The sequence below is a fragment of the Streptomyces sp. P17 genome, from assembly GCF_032436805.1.
Lineage (GTDB): Bacteria > Actinomycetota > Actinomycetes > Streptomycetales > Streptomycetaceae > Streptomyces.
This window is the reverse complement of sequence record NZ_JAVRBF010000020.1, coordinates 26837-41871: the sequence shown is the minus strand read 5'-3', so window position 1 is coordinate 41871 and position 15035 is coordinate 26837. Positions and strand designations below refer to the sequence as shown.

The 15035-nt window shown below is 69.4% G+C and carries 14 protein-coding genes; 9 read left to right on the top strand and 5 right to left on the bottom strand.

Translation table 11 applies throughout. The annotated features are described in order from the left end of the window. The first annotated feature begins 3 nt into the window (after positions 1-3). The 7 genes from nadC to RMT89_RS15250 all read left to right on the top strand — a co-directional run bounded on the left by nadC (position 4) and on the right by RMT89_RS15250 (position 5016). The gene (nadC, locus tag RMT89_RS15280; RefSeq protein WP_315884301.1) at positions 4-981 is read left to right on the top strand and encodes a carboxylating nicotinate-nucleotide diphosphorylase; all 978 of its coding nucleotides are present in this window, start codon (positions 4-6) and stop codon (positions 979-981) included. A gap of 16 nt (positions 982-997) precedes the next feature. Next, positions 998-1795, top strand: a complete 798-nt coding sequence (locus RMT89_RS15275; RefSeq protein WP_315884300.1) for a type III pantothenate kinase — start codon at positions 998-1000, stop codon at positions 1793-1795. 640 nt (positions 1796-2435) lie between these two features. After that, complete coding sequence (locus RMT89_RS15270) at positions 2436-3095, top strand: hypothetical protein (RefSeq protein ID WP_315884361.1); 660 nt, start codon at positions 2436-2438, stop codon at positions 3093-3095. 79 nt (positions 3096-3174) lie between these two features. Then, the gene (locus RMT89_RS15265) at positions 3175-3354 is read left to right on the top strand and encodes a hypothetical protein (RefSeq protein ID WP_315884299.1); all 180 of its coding nucleotides are present in this window, start codon (positions 3175-3177) and stop codon (positions 3352-3354) included. A 141-nt stretch (positions 3355-3495) separates the two neighbouring features. Continuing rightward, on the top strand, positions 3496-3924 hold the full coding sequence (locus RMT89_RS15260) for a BlaI/MecI/CopY family transcriptional regulator (protein WP_399498181.1): 429 nt from the start codon (positions 3496-3498) through the stop codon (positions 3922-3924). A gap of 9 nt (positions 3925-3933) precedes the next feature. Next, positions 3934-4482 carry an amino-acid N-acetyltransferase gene (locus tag RMT89_RS15255; RefSeq protein WP_315884297.1) on the top strand — a complete coding sequence of 183 codons (549 nt, stop codon included), beginning with the start codon at positions 3934-3936 and terminating at the stop codon, positions 4480-4482. 198 nt (positions 4483-4680) lie between these two features. Then, entirely contained in the window at positions 4681-5016 is a 336-nt protein-coding gene (locus RMT89_RS15250) for an Lsr2 family protein (RefSeq protein WP_149512141.1), read from the top strand. Here RMT89_RS15250 and RMT89_RS15245 read toward each other — a convergent pair. Beyond that, positions 4995-5618 carry an SCO3374 family protein gene (locus RMT89_RS15245; RefSeq protein WP_315884296.1) on the bottom strand — a complete coding sequence of 208 codons (624 nt, stop codon included), beginning with the start codon at positions 5616-5618 and terminating at the stop codon, positions 4995-4997. The genes RMT89_RS15250 and RMT89_RS15245 overlap by 22 nt on opposite strands. A 433-nt stretch (positions 5619-6051) precedes the next feature. On the opposite strand from RMT89_RS15245, the gene RMT89_RS15240 reads away from it, so the two are divergent. Then, complete coding sequence (locus RMT89_RS15240; protein WP_315884295.1) at positions 6052-8580, top strand: ATP-dependent Clp protease ATP-binding subunit; 2529 nt, start codon at positions 6052-6054, stop codon at positions 8578-8580. Between the two features lie 75 nt (positions 8581-8655). Here RMT89_RS15240 and RMT89_RS15235 read toward each other — a convergent pair whose 3' ends face one another. The 3 genes from RMT89_RS15235 to RMT89_RS15225 form a co-directional block, all read right to left on the bottom strand. Then, positions 8656-9288: an HAD family acid phosphatase gene (locus RMT89_RS15235; protein ID WP_315884294.1), complete on the bottom strand. Its 633-nt coding sequence runs from the start codon at positions 9286-9288 to the stop codon at positions 8656-8658. Between the two features lie 112 nt (positions 9289-9400). Then, positions 9401-12529, bottom strand: coding sequence for an NACHT domain-containing protein (locus tag RMT89_RS15230; protein WP_315884293.1), 3129 nt, complete (start codon positions 12527-12529; stop codon positions 9401-9403). Positions 12530-12537: 8 nt separating this feature from the next. Continuing rightward, the gene (locus RMT89_RS15225) at positions 12538-13419 is read right to left on the bottom strand and encodes a hypothetical protein (protein WP_315884292.1); all 882 of its coding nucleotides are present in this window, start codon (positions 13417-13419) and stop codon (positions 12538-12540) included. A gap of 372 nt (positions 13420-13791) precedes the next feature. Between RMT89_RS15225 and RMT89_RS15220 the strand changes: the two genes are divergently transcribed. Next, positions 13792-14388: a M23 family metallopeptidase gene (locus tag RMT89_RS15220; protein WP_315884291.1), complete on the top strand. Its 597-nt coding sequence runs from the start codon at positions 13792-13794 to the stop codon at positions 14386-14388. On the opposite strand, the gene RMT89_RS15215 is transcribed toward RMT89_RS15220, so the two are convergent. Then, positions 14385-14978: a TetR/AcrR family transcriptional regulator gene (locus tag RMT89_RS15215; RefSeq protein ID WP_315884360.1), complete on the bottom strand. Its 594-nt coding sequence runs from the start codon at positions 14976-14978 to the stop codon at positions 14385-14387. The two genes, RMT89_RS15220 and RMT89_RS15215, sit on opposite strands and share 4 nt — an antisense overlap. Positions 14979-15035: the final 57 nt, after the last annotated feature.

Sequence of the window (15035 nt, the reverse complement as noted above, 5' to 3'; positions counted from 1 at the left end):
GACGTGAGCACCCCCGACCTCCCCCTCGCCCAGGACGACGGCTGCGGCGACGGCTGCGCCTGCGGGGCGGACACCGACGAGATGTATCTGGAGTGCGGGCTCGACCCCGCCCTCGCGCAGCTTCTGACCGACGCGGGCCTCGACCCGCTGGAGGTCGAGGACATCGCGAACGTCGCCATCCAGGAGGACCTCGACAACGGCGTGGACGTGACGACGGTCGCGACCATTCCCGAGGACGCGGTCGCCACCGCCGACTTCACCGCGCGTGAGGCGGGCGTCGTGGCCGGCCTGCGGGTTGCCGAAGCCGTGATCTCCGTGGTCTGCACCGACGAGTTCGAGGTCGAGCGGCATGTCGAGGACGGCGACCGGGTGGCGGCCGGGCAGAAGCTGCTGTCGGTCACCACGCGCACGCGTGACCTGCTGACCGCCGAGCGCAGCGCGCTGAACCTGCTGTGCCGGCTGTCGGGCATCGCGACCGCCACGCGCGCGTGGGCGGACGTTCTGGAGGGCACCAAGGCACGCGTGCGTGACACCCGCAAGACGACGCCCGGGCTGCGGGCCCTGGAGAAGTTCGCGGTCCGCTGCGGCGGGGGTGTGAACCACCGGATGTCGCTGTCGGACGCGGCCCTGGTCAAGGACAACCACGTGGTCGCCGCGGGCGGTGTGGCCGAGGCCTTCAAGGCCGTACGGGAGGCCTTCCCCGAGCTGCCGATCGAGGTCGAGGTGGACACCCTGCACCAGCTGCGCGAGGTGGTGGACGCGGGCGCCGATCTGATCCTGCTGGACAACTTCACGCCGGGGGAGTGCGAGGAGGCGGTGGCCCTGGTGCACGGCCGTGCGGCGCTGGAGGCCTCCGGGCGGCTGACCCTGGGGCACGCCAAGGTGTACGCGGACACGGGCGTCGACTATCTGGCCGTAGGGGCGCTGACGCACTCCTCGCCGATTCTGGACATCGGGCTGGACCTGCGAGCGGCGGAGTAGGGAGCGGGAACCGGCCATGCTGCTGACGATCGACGTAGGAAACACCCACACCGTCCTGGGCCTGTTCGACGGCGAGGACATCGTCGAGCACTGGCGCATCTCCACGGACGCGCGCCGGACGGCGGACGAGCTGGCGGTGCTGTTGCAGGGGCTGATGGGGATGCATCCGCTCCTCGGGGAGGAGCTGGGCGACGGGATCGACGGGATCGCGATCTGCGCGACCGTGCCGTCCGTGCTGCATGAGCTGCGGGAGGTGACGCGGCGGTACTACGGCGATGTGCCGGCGGTGCTGGTCGAGCCCGGGGTGAAGACGGGGGTGCCGATCCTCACGGACAACCCCAAGGAGGTCGGCGCGGACCGGATCATCAACGCGGTGGCGGCGGTGGAGCTGTACGGCGGTCCGGCGATCGTGGTGGATTTCGGTACGGCGACGACGTTCGACGCGGTGAGTGCGCGCGGGGAGTATGTCGGCGGGGTCATCGCGCCCGGGATCGAGATTTCGGTGGAGGCGCTCGGGGTGAAGGGCGCGCAGCTTCGGAAGATCGAGGTGGCTCGGCCGCGGAGTGTGATCGGGAAGAACACGGTCGAGGCGATGCAGTCCGGGATCGTGTACGGGTTTGCCGGGCAGGTGGACGGTGTGGTGGGCCGGATGGCGCGGGAGCTGGCCGACGATCCGGATGATGTGACGGTGATCGCGACGGGTGGGCTGGCGCCGATGGTGCTGGGTGAGTCGTCGGTGATCGATGAGCATGAGCCGTGGTTGACGTTGATCGGGCTGCGGTTGGTGTACGAGCGGAACGTGTCGCGGATGTGACGGGTGTGCGGGGGCGCACGCCGATGGTTCTCGCCCCCGCCGCCCCTACCCGTCCCTCCCCCAGAGGGGGACCCCCACTGGGGGCTGCCGCCCCCAGACCCCCGCTTTCGGCCCTGAACGGGCCTCGTCCTCAAACGCCGGACGGGCTGAAAACGCGGACCGGCGTTCGAGAGGCCCCGCCGACGGCGAGAGCGCCCCGACGGCGAGAGCGCCCCGGCGGCGGGAGGCCCTCCGAGGCGGGAGGCCCTCCGGCCGGGGGAGGCTCTCCGGCGGCGAGGGCCCGCCAGCGGCCAGAGGCGCCCCCGGCGAGAGACCTTCCGCGGTGAGAGACCCCGCCCGTCATTGAAGGTCCCCGCCCGGCGATCAGAACGGCGTGGCCCGGCGGCGGGTGGGGGCCGGTCCTGGGCTGTGGCGCTCGCCTTGGGCTGGGTCGGTCCTGGGCTGTGGCGCTCGCCTTGGGCTGGGCCGGTCCTGGGCTGTGGCGCTCGCCTTGGGCTGGGCCGGTCCTGGGCCGCGGCCCTTCCCTCGGGCTCGGGTCAACCGGGTGGCTCCTTCGCGCCACGCCCTCTCCCTATGTCGAGTTTGTCTGATTAGCGCGTATCGTCGGCGCATGCCCACGCCATACGGATCCCGCGGCGGCATGGCGTTCGGCGTGGAGGAGCTGCGTGTGCTCCGCCGCGCGCTCGCTCTTGCCCTGAACCCCGACCCCGCCCCGGCCGAGGACGTCCAGGAATGCCTCCGTCTCGCCGAGTCGCTGGACGAAGCGATGCGCGAGGGCGCACGGCTGCGTGCCTTCCTGGTGGCCGACCTCGCCCGGTACCGCGCCGCCCTGCCCGGCACCGCCGCCGGCTATCTCGCTCTCCTGGAGGAGGCCCTGAGTGCTGGATACAGGCCGGAGCCGGACGATCTCGCCGCCCTGCGCGCCCTGCGCGGCAACCCCGTCGCCGCCGCCCTGCTGAGCCGTTGCCAGGTGCTCGCCGAACAGGACGTACGGGCCCGTCTCGCGCGCGGTGCGGGTGGGCAGGCCGCCACAGTCACCCCGAGCGTCCCCGCCTCCCGTACCCGCCTTCTGGCGCTTCCTGGGGGCCTCGCCGACGCACCCCTCGCCGAGGCGGAGCAGGATCCCGCCCAGAAGCCCGCGAAGAAGCCCTCGACCCGCCCCGCCGAGAAGCCGGCCACCCCCGAGCCCGCGGCTCCGCAGCCGTCCCGCCGCCCCGTCCCCACCCCGGGCGAGGTCTTCCCCCGCCGCAAACCGGCCTCACCCCCCGCGCAGCCACCCCAGCAACTGGCCGCGGGTTGAGCCGCAGGCCACCCTGCCGACGTCGGTCCGGCGCACCCCGACCCCGGCCCGCCCCGGACCCTGTCGCTACCATGGCCCCATGGACTACGTCTCCGCGCTTCTGCCTCCCGTCGTCATGGCCGTGTTCTTCGGCGGGGTGATCCGGGTGATCGTGAAGACCCAGGGTGGGGCCAACAAGGCCAAGGAGGATGCCGTCGTGGATGCGGCGCTTGCGCGGGTCGAAGGGGCCCGGCAGGCCTCCGCGCGGGAAGACGGCTGATCCTCTCGGGCAGTTCCCGGCGTACGACTCGCTTGGTTTTCGAGTCGTACGCCCTTTTTGTGCGCCTTTGCTGTTGAAAGTGCACGTCCGGCAGGCCAATCCCGGCATCTCCCACTATTGTGCTGAGCTGTGCCTCGCCCATTGGGAGAACTCGAAGACGCGGTCATGACGCGGGTGTGGAAGTGGAACCGCCCGGTGACCGTTCGAGAAGTCCTTGAAGATCTTCAGCAGGAACGGTCCATCGCGTACACCACGGTGATGACCGTTTTGGACAATCTCCATCAGAAGGGCTGGGTGCGCCGTGAGGCGGAAGGCCGGGCCTATCGATATGAGGCGGTCTCCACGCGTGCCGCCTACGCCGCCGCCCTCATGAACGACGCCTGGTCGCAGAGCGACAACCCCGCCGCCGCCCTGGTCGCCTTCTTCGGGATGATGAGCGACGAACAGCGAACAGCCCTCCGTGACGCCGTACGCATGGTCCAAGGACCGGAAGAAACCGAGCACACGGATACCCGTCCCGATACGTCTCCGGAGAACCCCGGCTCGGCGCCGGAGGCCGACGGGCGATAGCGTCCGGTCATGTCCGCACAGAGCTCCCCGGCAGAGAGCCCCGAAGTCACCGCAAAAGCCCTCACCGTCCGACGGGCCCGCACCAGCGATGTCCCGGCGGTGCGCGGCCTCCTTGACGCGTACGTCCGCGGCGGCATCCTGCTCGACAAAGCCACGGTGACGCTTTACGAGGACATCCAGGAGTTCTGGGTGGCGGAACGTGACGACAACGCGGAGGTCGTCGGCTGCGGCGCCCTGCACGTGATGTGGGAAGACCTCGCGGAAGTCCGCACTCTCGCCGTGAAGCCGGGGCTGAAGGGTGCGGGCGTCGGTCACCAGTTGCTGGAGAAGTTGCTGCAGACCGCGCGTTGGCTCGGTGTTCGCCGGGTATTCTGCCTGACCTTCGAAGTGGACTTCTTCGGCAAGCACGGCTTCGTCGAGATCGGTGAGACACCCGTCGACACCGATGTCTACGCCGAGCTGATGCGTTCCTATGACGAGGGCGTCGCGGAGTTCCTCGGTCTCGAACGAGTGAAACCGAACACCTTGGGCAACAGCCGGATGCTTCTGCATCTGTGATCGCCGGGTATGCCCTATGTCCGAAACGCGCATGTTTCCGGGCGGGGACCGGCCTGTGGGTCTCTCCCAGGGGTTTGTGTTTTTCCAGCAAAAGCGGTTTGCTTTCCGACGTACTGCAGTACTGCATATAACGGGGGGACGGCGAAACGGCGGACGCCGCAGACCCCAGCCCTCAAGTTATCGATGAAAGGAAATCCGGTGGCACAGAAGGTTCAGGTCCTTCTTGTCGACGACCTCGACGGCGGCGAGGCGGACGAGACCGTGACGTTCGCGCTGGACGGCAAGACGTACGAGATCGATCTCACGACCGCCAATGCGGACAAGCTCCGTGGCCTTCTCGACCCTTACGTGAAGGGTGGTCGTCGTACCGGAGGCCGTGCTTCGGGTGGGCGTGGAAAGGCGCGCGCCGCTTCCGGCGGCAGCCAGGACACCGCCCAGATCCGCGCGTGGGCGAAGGAGAACGGATACGAGGTCAATGACCGCGGCCGTGTTCCCGCGTCCATTCGTGAGGCCTATGAGAAGGCCAACGGCTGAGCGCACACGCGGCGCAGCCGCAGCCGGTGGCACTGTGTGGCCAGCGTGTCCACGAGTCGTACGAGATCGGGGGCGCCCCCACCGCCCCCCAGTGCCGACAGCGTCGGCAGCGAGGCCTCGACCTCGCACCCCGGCTCGGGGGGCCGCAGCCAGACAGCGGCCCCCTGCGGCGTGCCGTGGCGGCCCAGGGGCAGCGGCCGCCCGCCCGGCAGCCCCGCCCCGGGAGGCTCGGGCGCGTCCATGAGGCCGCCCTCGCCGGTCGCCGTGAGATCGAGGGCCAGCGCGCCCCATTCCAGCCAGGCCAGCACCCCGGGCAGCTCCTCCGCGCTGCCCGCGGCCACCAGCAGCCGCATCCGGTCGCCCCGCAGCGCCACCGGAGAGCCCGGCGCCAGGTGACGCAGCGCCGCCCGGCCCGCCTCGGCCGGCATGTCCAGGACGTCGAAGCGCAGGCCCAGCCGCAGTCCGAGCGGGCTCCCGGGCACCGTCGGCCACCCCAGTTCGTTCTCGTACCAGTCCTCGTACCACCGGCGGACCTGATCGCTCGGATCGAGCGGCCGACGGGGGAGCGGGACCGTGGTGACCGGAGGAAGGGCGTCAACCATGCCAAGTGCAACCGTCGGAAGGGCGTGCAGGTTACGCTGGGTGTTCTCCTGAATGCGCAGAGTGCCGATGGAGGGGGCGCGCGGGGGTGCGCGGAGGTTCGAGGTTGTTCGCCCGTAGCGGAGGGAACCGGTGTGCGCGGCATGGACTGTCAGTGCCGGCGGGTAAGACATCCCTAGTGGGAGGGGGCGACACGCAGGACAGGCCGTCTCACGTTCGCCATCGGCGTACTGGCGAAGCGGGTAACAGCCTGGCCTGCGGGAACATCGTCTCGCACCATCAGGTTGGAGCAGATGTCGGCGTTAGCGGGGTCAGGAGGCCATCGACGGTGTCGGCAGTTGGAATGAGCGGTCCCCGCTTGCGGGACTAAGCTGCGGAAGGACAGGGAGGGGAAGTTCCCCCCCACTGCCTGACCGCTCTGAGGAGCGATTAACGATGTTCGAGAGGTTCACCGACCGCGCGCGGCGGGTTGTCGTCCTGGCTCAGGAAGAAGCCCGGATGCTCAACCACAACTACATCGGCACCGAGCACATCCTCCTGGGCCTGATCCACGAGGGTGAGGGTGTCGCCGCAAAGGCCCTGGAGAGCCTCGGCATTTCGCTTGAGGCGGTCCGTCAGCAGGTGGAGGAGATCATCGGTCAGGGCCAGCAGGCCCCGTCCGGCCACATCCCCTTCACTCCTCGTGCCAAGAAGGTCCTGGAGCTGTCGCTCCGCGAGGCCCTTCAGCTGGGCCACAACTACATCGGCACGGAGCACATCCTGCTCGGCCTGATCCGCGAGGGCGAGGGCGTCGCCGCCCAGGTCCTCGTCAAGCTGGGCGCAGACCTCAACCGGGTGCGGCAGCAGGTCATCCAGCTGCTCTCCGGTTACTCCGGGGGCAAGGAGGCCGCCACGGCCGGCGGCCCGACCGAGGGCACGCCCTCGACCTCCCTGGTCCTCGACCAGTTCGGCCGGAACCTCACCCAGGCCGCTCGTGAGTCCAAGCTCGACCCGGTCATCGGGCGCGAGAAGGAGATCGAGCGGGTCATGCAGGTGCTGTCCCGCCGTACCAAGAACAACCCGGTCCTGATCGGTGAGCCCGGCGTCGGCAAGACCGCCGTCGTCGAGGGCCTCGCCCAGGCCATCGTCAAGGGCGAGGTGCCCGAGACCCTCAAGGACAAGCACCTCTACACCCTGGACCTCGGCGCCCTGGTCGCCGGCTCCCGCTACCGCGGTGACTTCGAGGAGCGCCTGAAGAAGGTCCTCAAGGAGATCCGCACCCGCGGCGACATCATCCTGTTCATCGACGAGCTCCACACCCTGGTGGGTGCGGGTGCCGCCGAGGGCGCGATCGACGCCGCCAGCATCCTCAAGCCGATGCTGGCCCGCGGTGAGCTGCAGACCATCGGTGCCACCACGCTGGACGAGTACCGCAAGCACCTGGAGAAGGACGCGGCCCTGGAGCGCCGCTTCCAGCCCATCCAGGTCGCCGAGCCGTCGCTGCCGCACACGATCGAGATCCTGAAGGGTCTGCGTGACCGGTACGAGGCCCACCACCGCGTCTCCATCACCGACGAGGCGCTGGTCCAGGCCGCCACCCTGGCCGACCGGTACATCTCGGACCGCTTCCTGCCGGACAAGGCGATCGACCTGATCGACGAGGCCGGTTCCCGGATGCGCATCCGCCGGATGACCGCGCCGCCGGACCTGCGCGAGTTCGACGAGAAGATCGCCGGTGTCCGCCGGGACAAGGAGTCCGCGATCGACTCGCAGGACTTCGAGAAGGCCGCCTCCCTGCGCGACAAGGAGAAGCAGCTCCTGGCCGCCAAGGCCAAGCGGGAGAAGGAGTGGAAGGCCGGCGACATGGACGTCGTCGCCGAGGTCGACGGCGAGCTGATCGCCGAGGTCCTCGCGACCGCCACCGGCATCCCGGTCTTCAAGCTGACCGAGGAGGAGTCCTCGCGTCTGCTCCGCATGGAGGACGAGCTCCACAAGCGGGTCATCGGCCAGGTCGACGCCGTCAAGGCGCTGTCGAAGGCGATCCGCCGTACGCGCGCGGGTCTGAAGGACCCCAAGCGTCCCGGTGGTTCGTTCATCTTCGCCGGCCCCTCCGGTGTCGGTAAGACCGAGCTGTCCAAGGCGCTCGCCGAGTTCCTCTTCGGTGACGAGGACGCGCTGATCTCCCTCGACATGTCGGAGTTCAGCGAGAAGCACACGGTCTCCCGGCTCTTCGGTTCGCCCCCCGGCTACGTGGGCTACGAAGAGGGCGGCCAGCTGACCGAGAAGGTCCGCCGCAAGCCGTTCTCCGTGGTCCTCTTCGACGAGGTCGAGAAGGCCCACCCGGACATCTTCAACTCGCTGCTGCAGATCCTGGAGGACGGTCGGCTGACCGACTCCCAGGGCCGGGTCGTGGACTTCAAGAACACGGTCATCATCATGACGACCAACCTCGGCACCCGGGACATCTCCAAGGGCTTCAACCTGGGCTTCGCGGCCTCGGGCGACAAGAAGACCAACTACGAGCGCATGAAGAACAAGGTCTCGGACGAGCTCAAGCAGCACTTCCGTCCCGAGTTCCTCAACCGCGTCGACGACGTGGTCGTCTTCCCGCAGCTGACCCAGGACGACATCCTCGCGATCGTCGACCTGATGATCGGCAAGGTGGACGAGCGCCTGAAGGACCGGGACATGGGCATCGAGCTCTCCCAGTCCGCCAAGGAGCTGCTGTCCACCAAGGGTTACGACCCGGTGCTGGGTGCGCGCCCGCTGCGTCGCACCATCCAGCGCGAGATCGAGGACTCCCTCTCCGAGAAGATCCTCTTCGGCGAGCTGCGCCCCGGTCACATCGTGGTCGTGGACACCGAGGGCGAGGGCGAGGCCAAGACCTTCACCTTCCGCGGTGAGGAGAAGTCGGCACTGCCCGACGTCCCGCCGATCGAGCAGGCGGCCGGCGGTGCCGGTCCGAACCTGAGCAAGGAGGCCTAGCCGCTGCGCTGGGCTTGAACCAAAGGGGTTGCCCCGGGACCTGGTCCCGGGGCAACCCCTTTTTCATGCCTTCGGTCAGGAGAGCTGGCCGTCGTAGTCCGGCAGCTTGTACGTCTTCTCGGCGTGGCCGCCCGACAGGTCGGTGGCGCTGTTGCCGATGTTCGCGATGATCGTGTAGCCCTTGTTCTCGATGTCGACGCGCTGGGCCGTCTTGTAGTCGCCGACGTTCTTGAACAGGTCGAGGAAGCCGCGGACATAGAGCCCGGCGACCTTGTAGCCGCGGTACTTGAGGTTGTAGTCCGTGACCGAGTAGATGATGCCCGGGCGGGCGGTCACGAAGAACAGGGCGACGCCGTGCTCCTGGGCGTACTTGGCGACCTCCAGGACCGGCTTGTTGGCCGGCTGGGGGTAGCTGAAGCCGAAGTCGGTCTCCAGGGTCGTGTTGTCGATGTCGAACACGATCGCCTGCTTCTCGCCCGGCTCGGTGTTCGCGATCCGCTGCTTGATCTGGGGCAGCGCCTGGTTCATCACCAGCTGGCAGTCCTTCTGCCAGGTGTCGTAGTCGACGTCCGCGGTGGCGGCGGCGGTGGCGATGGTCGTCGTGCCGGTGCTCGTCGCGGCCTGAGCGGGTCCGGCGAAAGCCACAAGGGCGGCGGCGGAGGCGGCGGTTGCACCTATGCGGAGCGCCCAGGGGCGTCGGGTGGTCATGTGTGTGGGGGTCCCTTCGCGTACGGCCAGCGTGTCGTGTGCATGTTCGTGGAGCTGGGTGGCGCGTGGGGAACCGTAGGGTTACTGGACGGTAGGTGGCTAGAGGTGTGCGTCACACGACGCCGCGGATCCGCTTGAAAGCAGGCTTCACCGGGAGCGGGCCGAGGATCTCCTCGGGGACTTCGGTGACCTCCGGGGCGCAGACGATGGAGACCGAGCGCAGGCCCGGGAAAAGGGCGGGGACGGCCGAGAGGTCCTCGGTGCCCTGGAAGTTGTTCAGGCGGAGATGGCTGAGGCCGGGGAGGGGCGGGCCCTGCCAGCCGCCGAGGTGCTCCCAGTCGATGCGCAGATCCTCCAGTTCGGGGAGCCGGCCGACCTCCTCGTGGTCGGCGGGGGAGAGCGGGCTTTTCAGCTTGGCGAGGCTCAGTTGCTTCAGGGAGGGGAAGCGATGCAGCCCGCGGAGGCCGGTGAGCTCCAGCGCCACGTGGGTGAAGCGCAGACAGCGCAGGGCCAGGTTCTGGGGGAGGGCCTCGTCGAGTGATCTGCCGAACAGCAGGAGCCCGAGGTCCAACTGGTCCAGGGTCGGCATACCGGAGAGGACGGACAGGTCCGTGCGGGGCGACAGCAGACCCAGCGACAGCCAGGACAGGGGAAGGCGGGCCAGAGCCGTCAGGTCTTCCACGCAGATGCATGCGGCCAGGTCCAGATACCTCAGCTCTCGCAGCCCCGACAGGCAGCTCAGGTCCGCCAGTTCGTCGTTGTCGCGGATGACGAGCTCGGCCGTGGTGCCCGGGTCGAGCCCGGCACTGATCTCCTCCGGCGCGATTCTGCCCACGAGCTGCACGGAACGCCGCCCGCCCAGCTCTCGCAGAAACCGCAACTGCTCCACCGACCGCGCACTGAAGAACAGCTCCTCCTCCGGCAGATGCGCGATGACCTCCTCGCCGTACCGCCGGGTCCCGAACCGGTGCCAGGTCCAGGAGAGCTGCGCCCGCACATCGAGCGCCGGATGTTCCCGGAACCGGGCCAGCACCGGCAGTGCGGCCTCCGACCCGATCAGCGAGGCGGTGACGACGACCGCCCGCGCCTCCTCGTCGTTCAGCCCCTCGGGGCCGGGCAGCAGCTCCAGGGCGAGCGGGCCGACCGAGGCCAGGGCGCGGGCCTCCTCCGTCGTCCGGGGCGGGATCAGCGAGGCCGCGTTCCGCTCGACTTCCTCCCGCACCCGTGGATCCAGCTCCGTCGCGTGCTCCAGCGAGGCCAGCGCCAGGAGTCGTATGCGCGCGCTCACCGCGCCCTCGGCCTGCTCCGCCGCCGTGCTCAAGTCCCGGAGGAGCTCCGCCCGTTCACGCGGCCGTGCATGTGCCACCGCCATCCGGACCACGTCCGCCCACTGCTCGTCCGCCGCTCCGCGCACCAGCAGTCCGAAGTCGCCGTCCTCCACGGCGGCCTTGGCGCCCAGGTAGTCCTGGAAGGTGCGGTGGACGAACTCCACGGTTCCGGCGGCCGGTTCGCGCAGCAGGCCGCTGCGGACCAGCAGGTAGCCCAGGATCTGCCCGGCGTCGCCCTGGTCGCCCGCGACCGGCAGGGACGGCAGGACGTCGGCGATGATCCGCTCGGCGCGGTCGCGGTCCAGCTCGGACTGGTTGTTGCGGATCAGCCAGTACGCCAGGCGCTGAAGCAGCTGGATCTGCGGGAGCTCCGTGAGGAACACACCCCCGGACGCGCCCCCTGGGTCCCCTTGCGGGAACATGTCCCGCTCCTCGTCCCGTCGCGCCAGCAGCATCGACAGGGCCGCGTCGTACAACTCCTTGCGGCCGTGCGGGAGATAGCCGCGCCGGTCCCGGTGCAGGGCGCAGATCAGGCCGCACATCAGCGGGTTGGTGGCGAGCCGCCCGAGGTCCGGCTTGGTGCGGACGGCGTCCAGGAGGGAGCGCCGGTACCCGTCCAGGCGCTCCGGGTCAGGCGCGTCGATACGGGCCGCGGTGTGCCAGCGGTCGATGAACGCGGCCACGTCGTCCTGGCTCATCGGGGTGAGCGCCAGCTCCGTGAAGCCGTCCGCGGCGAGCCAGTCCTCGCGGACGGCGGAGGGGCGGGAGGTGACCAGCCACTGGTTGCCGGGATAGACGTCGAGGAGGTCGCGCAGCCAGCGGCGGGTACGTTCCCGTTCGCGCTCGGGGATCTCGTCGATACCGTCGATCAGCAGCTGGCCCCGCCCGGCGGCCAGGACCCGGTCCGCCCAGCCGTCCGGCTGGTTCGCGTGGAACGGGACGTGAACGGCGGACAGGAAGGCGTCGGGCGCCGGAAGGCCCCGGCGGACCAGGGTGCGCAGCGGCAGCACGAACGGGATCCGGTCGCCGCGCTCCCCGCGGGCCGCGGTCACCGCGAGCCACTGCACGAGCGTGGTCTTGCCCGATCCGGCGACCCCGCGCAGCAGCACCCGGTCGTGTTCCGCGAGGGCCTGTTCGGCGGGCATCGCGCTGGCGGCGGAGGCGATGTGCAGCCCGCCGGGGCCGGTCGCGCGGTCGTCCTCGGCGGGGCCGAGGGCCTGCAGGCTGAGGTAGGCGGCGTCCAGGGGCCAGCGGTCGGGGGAGTTGGTCAGGTCGATGCCGTAGATCGTGAGCTGGCCGTGCTTGGTGGTGACGTAGGGCAGATAGCGCCGTTCGAAAGCGGTGTCGGTGCCGCCGGTGGGCGGGGTGCGGGCGATCAACTCGTCGACCTTGGCGATGAGTTCCCGCTGCCGTCGGGACTGTTCGACGAGGGTGCGGGCGACGAAGGTGGAGCGCTGGGTGAAGAAGTGCACGATGTGCAGACAGGCCGTGGTGAGCAGCCGGCCGTAGAACTGCCCGGCGTCGTAGGAGAGTTCGCGGTCCGGGTGGCCACTGGCGCTCCGCAGGCTGGCGGCCAGGAACTCGTGCCCGAGGTCCACCGCCTGTACGTCCGTCATGGTCAGGTCACCCAGGGCGTACAGGGTGTCGACGAGGGCGAGTACGACGGCCTGCTCCTCGTCGGCGTAGATGGGCCGCTCGCCGCCCTTGAGGGCCTGGCGGACCAGCTCGGCGGAGAGTCTGTGCAGGTCGGTCCGGTCCAGGGTGCGCTTCTCGCCCCGGAAGGAGACGAAGCCGGAGATCCGGACGGGGCGGTCGACGAGCGCGGCGCCGGGGGACTCGGTGACGAAGAGCTTCTTGATCAGCGGGGTGACCAGGGAGGACGCCATGCGGACGCCGATCGCTGCGGGTTCCATGGCGGCTGTCACTCCTTGGGGCGAGGGACGACCTCGACGGAGGCCGGGAGGGCGGAGGCGTTGCGCAGGCGGCAGTTGGGGGTCGTCAGCACCTTGGTCAGGCGGGGATGCGCGGCGAGCGGGGACAGGTCGACCTCGTCGGCCTGGAAGACGTACAGGTAGGTCATCGCGGGGAACACCGCGAGGAGCGGACCGAGGACCGGTGTCTGGTGCTCGGCCATCAGCGAGACGGAGTCGATCCGCTCCATCCGGAGGCCGTGGGCGTGCAGAGCGGTGAGTTCGCCGAGGCTCAGGCTCAGGCTGGTCAGGTGCTCCAGGCCCGCGACGGCCTGCCAGTCCTCCTGGGTGAGCGGGGCGTCCAGGTTCAGCCCGAGCTGGACCAGGGTCCGGAAGTCGCCGAGGTCGGACAGGTCATGCGCGGTGGGCGGCAGGAAGAGGTACTTCAGCGGGGCCTTGCGGGGCAGGGCGTCCAGGCCGGGCCAGGGGGTCGCGCCGCGCAGGCTCAGCAGAGTGAGCCGGTCGAGTTCGCTGAGCGGACTCAGGTCCCCGAGGCCGGGGAGGTCGTTGAGGATCAGCCGCTCCAGGGGTATTCGGGTCAGCGGCTCGACGGAGGTCAGGCCGGGGCACTCCATCAGGCGGAGCAGGGTCAGGTTCCGGTACCGCTCCAGGAACCCCAGGTCGGTCACCGGGCTGTTGGTCAGCGAGAGGCTGTGCGGTTTCTCCTCGCTCAGGACCCTGGTGATGAGTTCAGGGCCGAGGTCGCCCCACACCTCCACGCCGACCGGGCGGTCCACCAGGGCGGCGCCCGGGCCCTCCTTGACGAACAGCTTCTTCACCAGCGGACCGACCAGGCCGGACGCGAGCCTGGCGCCGAGTACTGCCGGGTCCAACCCGCCCTCCCCCGTCGTCATATGAACCGCAGGTCAGGGTAGCGCCGGTCACATTCCGGCGTCCTTGGATCTTGGCGGCCGGTGACATGCCGCACAGGCGATTTGTCCGTTACTAGGCCGAGTAGTGGAAAGGTCCGCTCGGACAAAAGCGACGTTTGGTTCGGAACTCCCCGCCCGGTTTTGCGGTCGTGGGGGTATTCGTCCCAGATGAGAGCTCTGTCAAGAAGGGGTCAGTTTTCTGGTGAAGTACTAGCTTCCGTCGTAGATCAGGGGTTTGGGGGTGGATGGGGGTGAGGGGTACCAAGGACTGGCCCGCCCGGCAGCCGCCTGAGTGCCGGGTGGTTCTCATGTCCCCGACCCCCCGAGGTTTCGATGTCCCAGCGCGTCTCCGTCCGTTCCTTCCGTACGTCCACGCTCCGCACCCGCGTCGCCGCCGTGGCCGCCGCCCTGGGGGCGTCGGTCGTGCTGGGGGCCGGAGTCGCCCAGGCCGCGCAGCCCGCCGTCGCCCAGACCGCCGCGACCGCGAAGGTGGCGAAGGCCAAGAAGGCTGTCTCCTGGGTCAAGCCGGTGAAGAAGTACACGAAGTCCGCGAGCTACGCCCAGAACGGCGCCATGTGGAAGTCCACCCACAGTGGTCAGGACTTCGCCGTCCCCAGTGGCACCCAGGTCCGCGCCGCACGCGGCGGCACGGTCGTCAAGGCCGGCGGCAACGGCGCCGGTGACGGTCCCGCCTACGGCAACGCCGTCGTCATCAAGCACGGCAACGGCACGTACTCCCAGTACGCCCACCTGTCGAAGGTCCAGGTGAAGGCCGGTCAGATCGTCAAGACCGGCCAGCGCATCGCCCTGTCCGGCAACACCGGCAACTCCAGCGGCCCGCACCTGCACTTGGAGATCCGTAAGACCGCGAACTACGGCTCCGCCGTCGACCCGGTGGCGTTCCTGCGCGCCAAGGGCCTGTCGCTCTAAGGCTCTTGGGTCTTCCGGGCGCCGCCGTGCGCCTGGGTGATCAGATCGATGGCGACCTCCAGGACTGCCGCGCGCTTGTCCTCGGGGTCGCCTTCGACTTCCCGCAGGACGAACATCCCGGCGTGCATGGTGAACAGCGCGCTGATGCAGCGGACCTGGTCGACCATCTCGGCTTCGGGATCGATGACGATCTCGCGCATGCCCATCATGCGCTGCTTGAACATCTCGCCGATGCTCAGGTCCCGCACGGTCGCCTGGTTCTCCTGCATGAACCGGAACAGCGGCGCCGCCTCGTCCAGGGCCGCGCTGTAGCGCCGTACGATCTCCTGCTTCGTCTCCAGGGTGTGCGGCTGCTCACGGCCCCACTCGATCAGGTCCTCGATCGGCTTCGTCAGGTCCTCGAAGAGGCTGACGATGATCTCTTCCTTGGTCTTGAAGTGGTAGTAGAGCGCCGCCTTGGTGACGTCGAGGCGCTCGGCGATCTCCCGCAGCGAGGTCTTCTCGTAGCCCTGCTCGGCGAAGAGTTCGAGTGCCACGTCCTGGATCCGCTGACGGGTGTCGCCGCGGCGCCGCTGCTTGGTGCCATCCATGCCGCCCATGCCGCCCATCCTCGTATCCCTCGACGCTTTCCAAAAACTTACTTGACG

Coding starts and splice junctions, on each gene's coding strand:
- RMT89_RS15220 (WP_315884291.1), top strand. CDS start 13,792: ATGTCCCAGCGCGTCTCCGTCCGTTCCTTCCGTACGTCCACGCTCCGC.
- RMT89_RS15245 (WP_315884296.1), bottom strand. CDS start 5,618: ATGGTTGACGCCCTTCCTCCGGTCACCACGGTCCCGCTCCCCCGTCGG.
- RMT89_RS15215 (WP_315884360.1), bottom strand. CDS start 14,978: ATGGATGGCACCAAGCAGCGGCGCCGCGGCGACACCCGTCAGCGGATC.
- RMT89_RS15240 (WP_315884295.1), top strand. CDS start 6,052: ATGTTCGAGAGGTTCACCGACCGCGCGCGGCGGGTTGTCGTCCTGGCT.
- RMT89_RS15275 (WP_315884300.1), top strand. CDS start 998: ATGCTGCTGACGATCGACGTAGGAAACACCCACACCGTCCTGGGCCTG.
- RMT89_RS15255 (WP_315884297.1), top strand. CDS start 3,934: ATGTCCGCACAGAGCTCCCCGGCAGAGAGCCCCGAAGTCACCGCAAAA.
- RMT89_RS15270 (WP_315884361.1), top strand. CDS start 2,436: ATGGCGTTCGGCGTGGAGGAGCTGCGTGTGCTCCGCCGCGCGCTCGCT.
- RMT89_RS15235 (WP_315884294.1), bottom strand. CDS start 9,288: ATGACCACCCGACGCCCCTGGGCGCTCCGCATAGGTGCAACCGCCGCC.
- RMT89_RS15230 (WP_315884293.1), bottom strand. CDS start 12,529: ATGGAACCCGCAGCGATCGGCGTCCGCATGGCGTCCTCCCTGGTCACC.
- RMT89_RS15265 (WP_315884299.1), top strand. CDS start 3,175: ATGGACTACGTCTCCGCGCTTCTGCCTCCCGTCGTCATGGCCGTGTTC.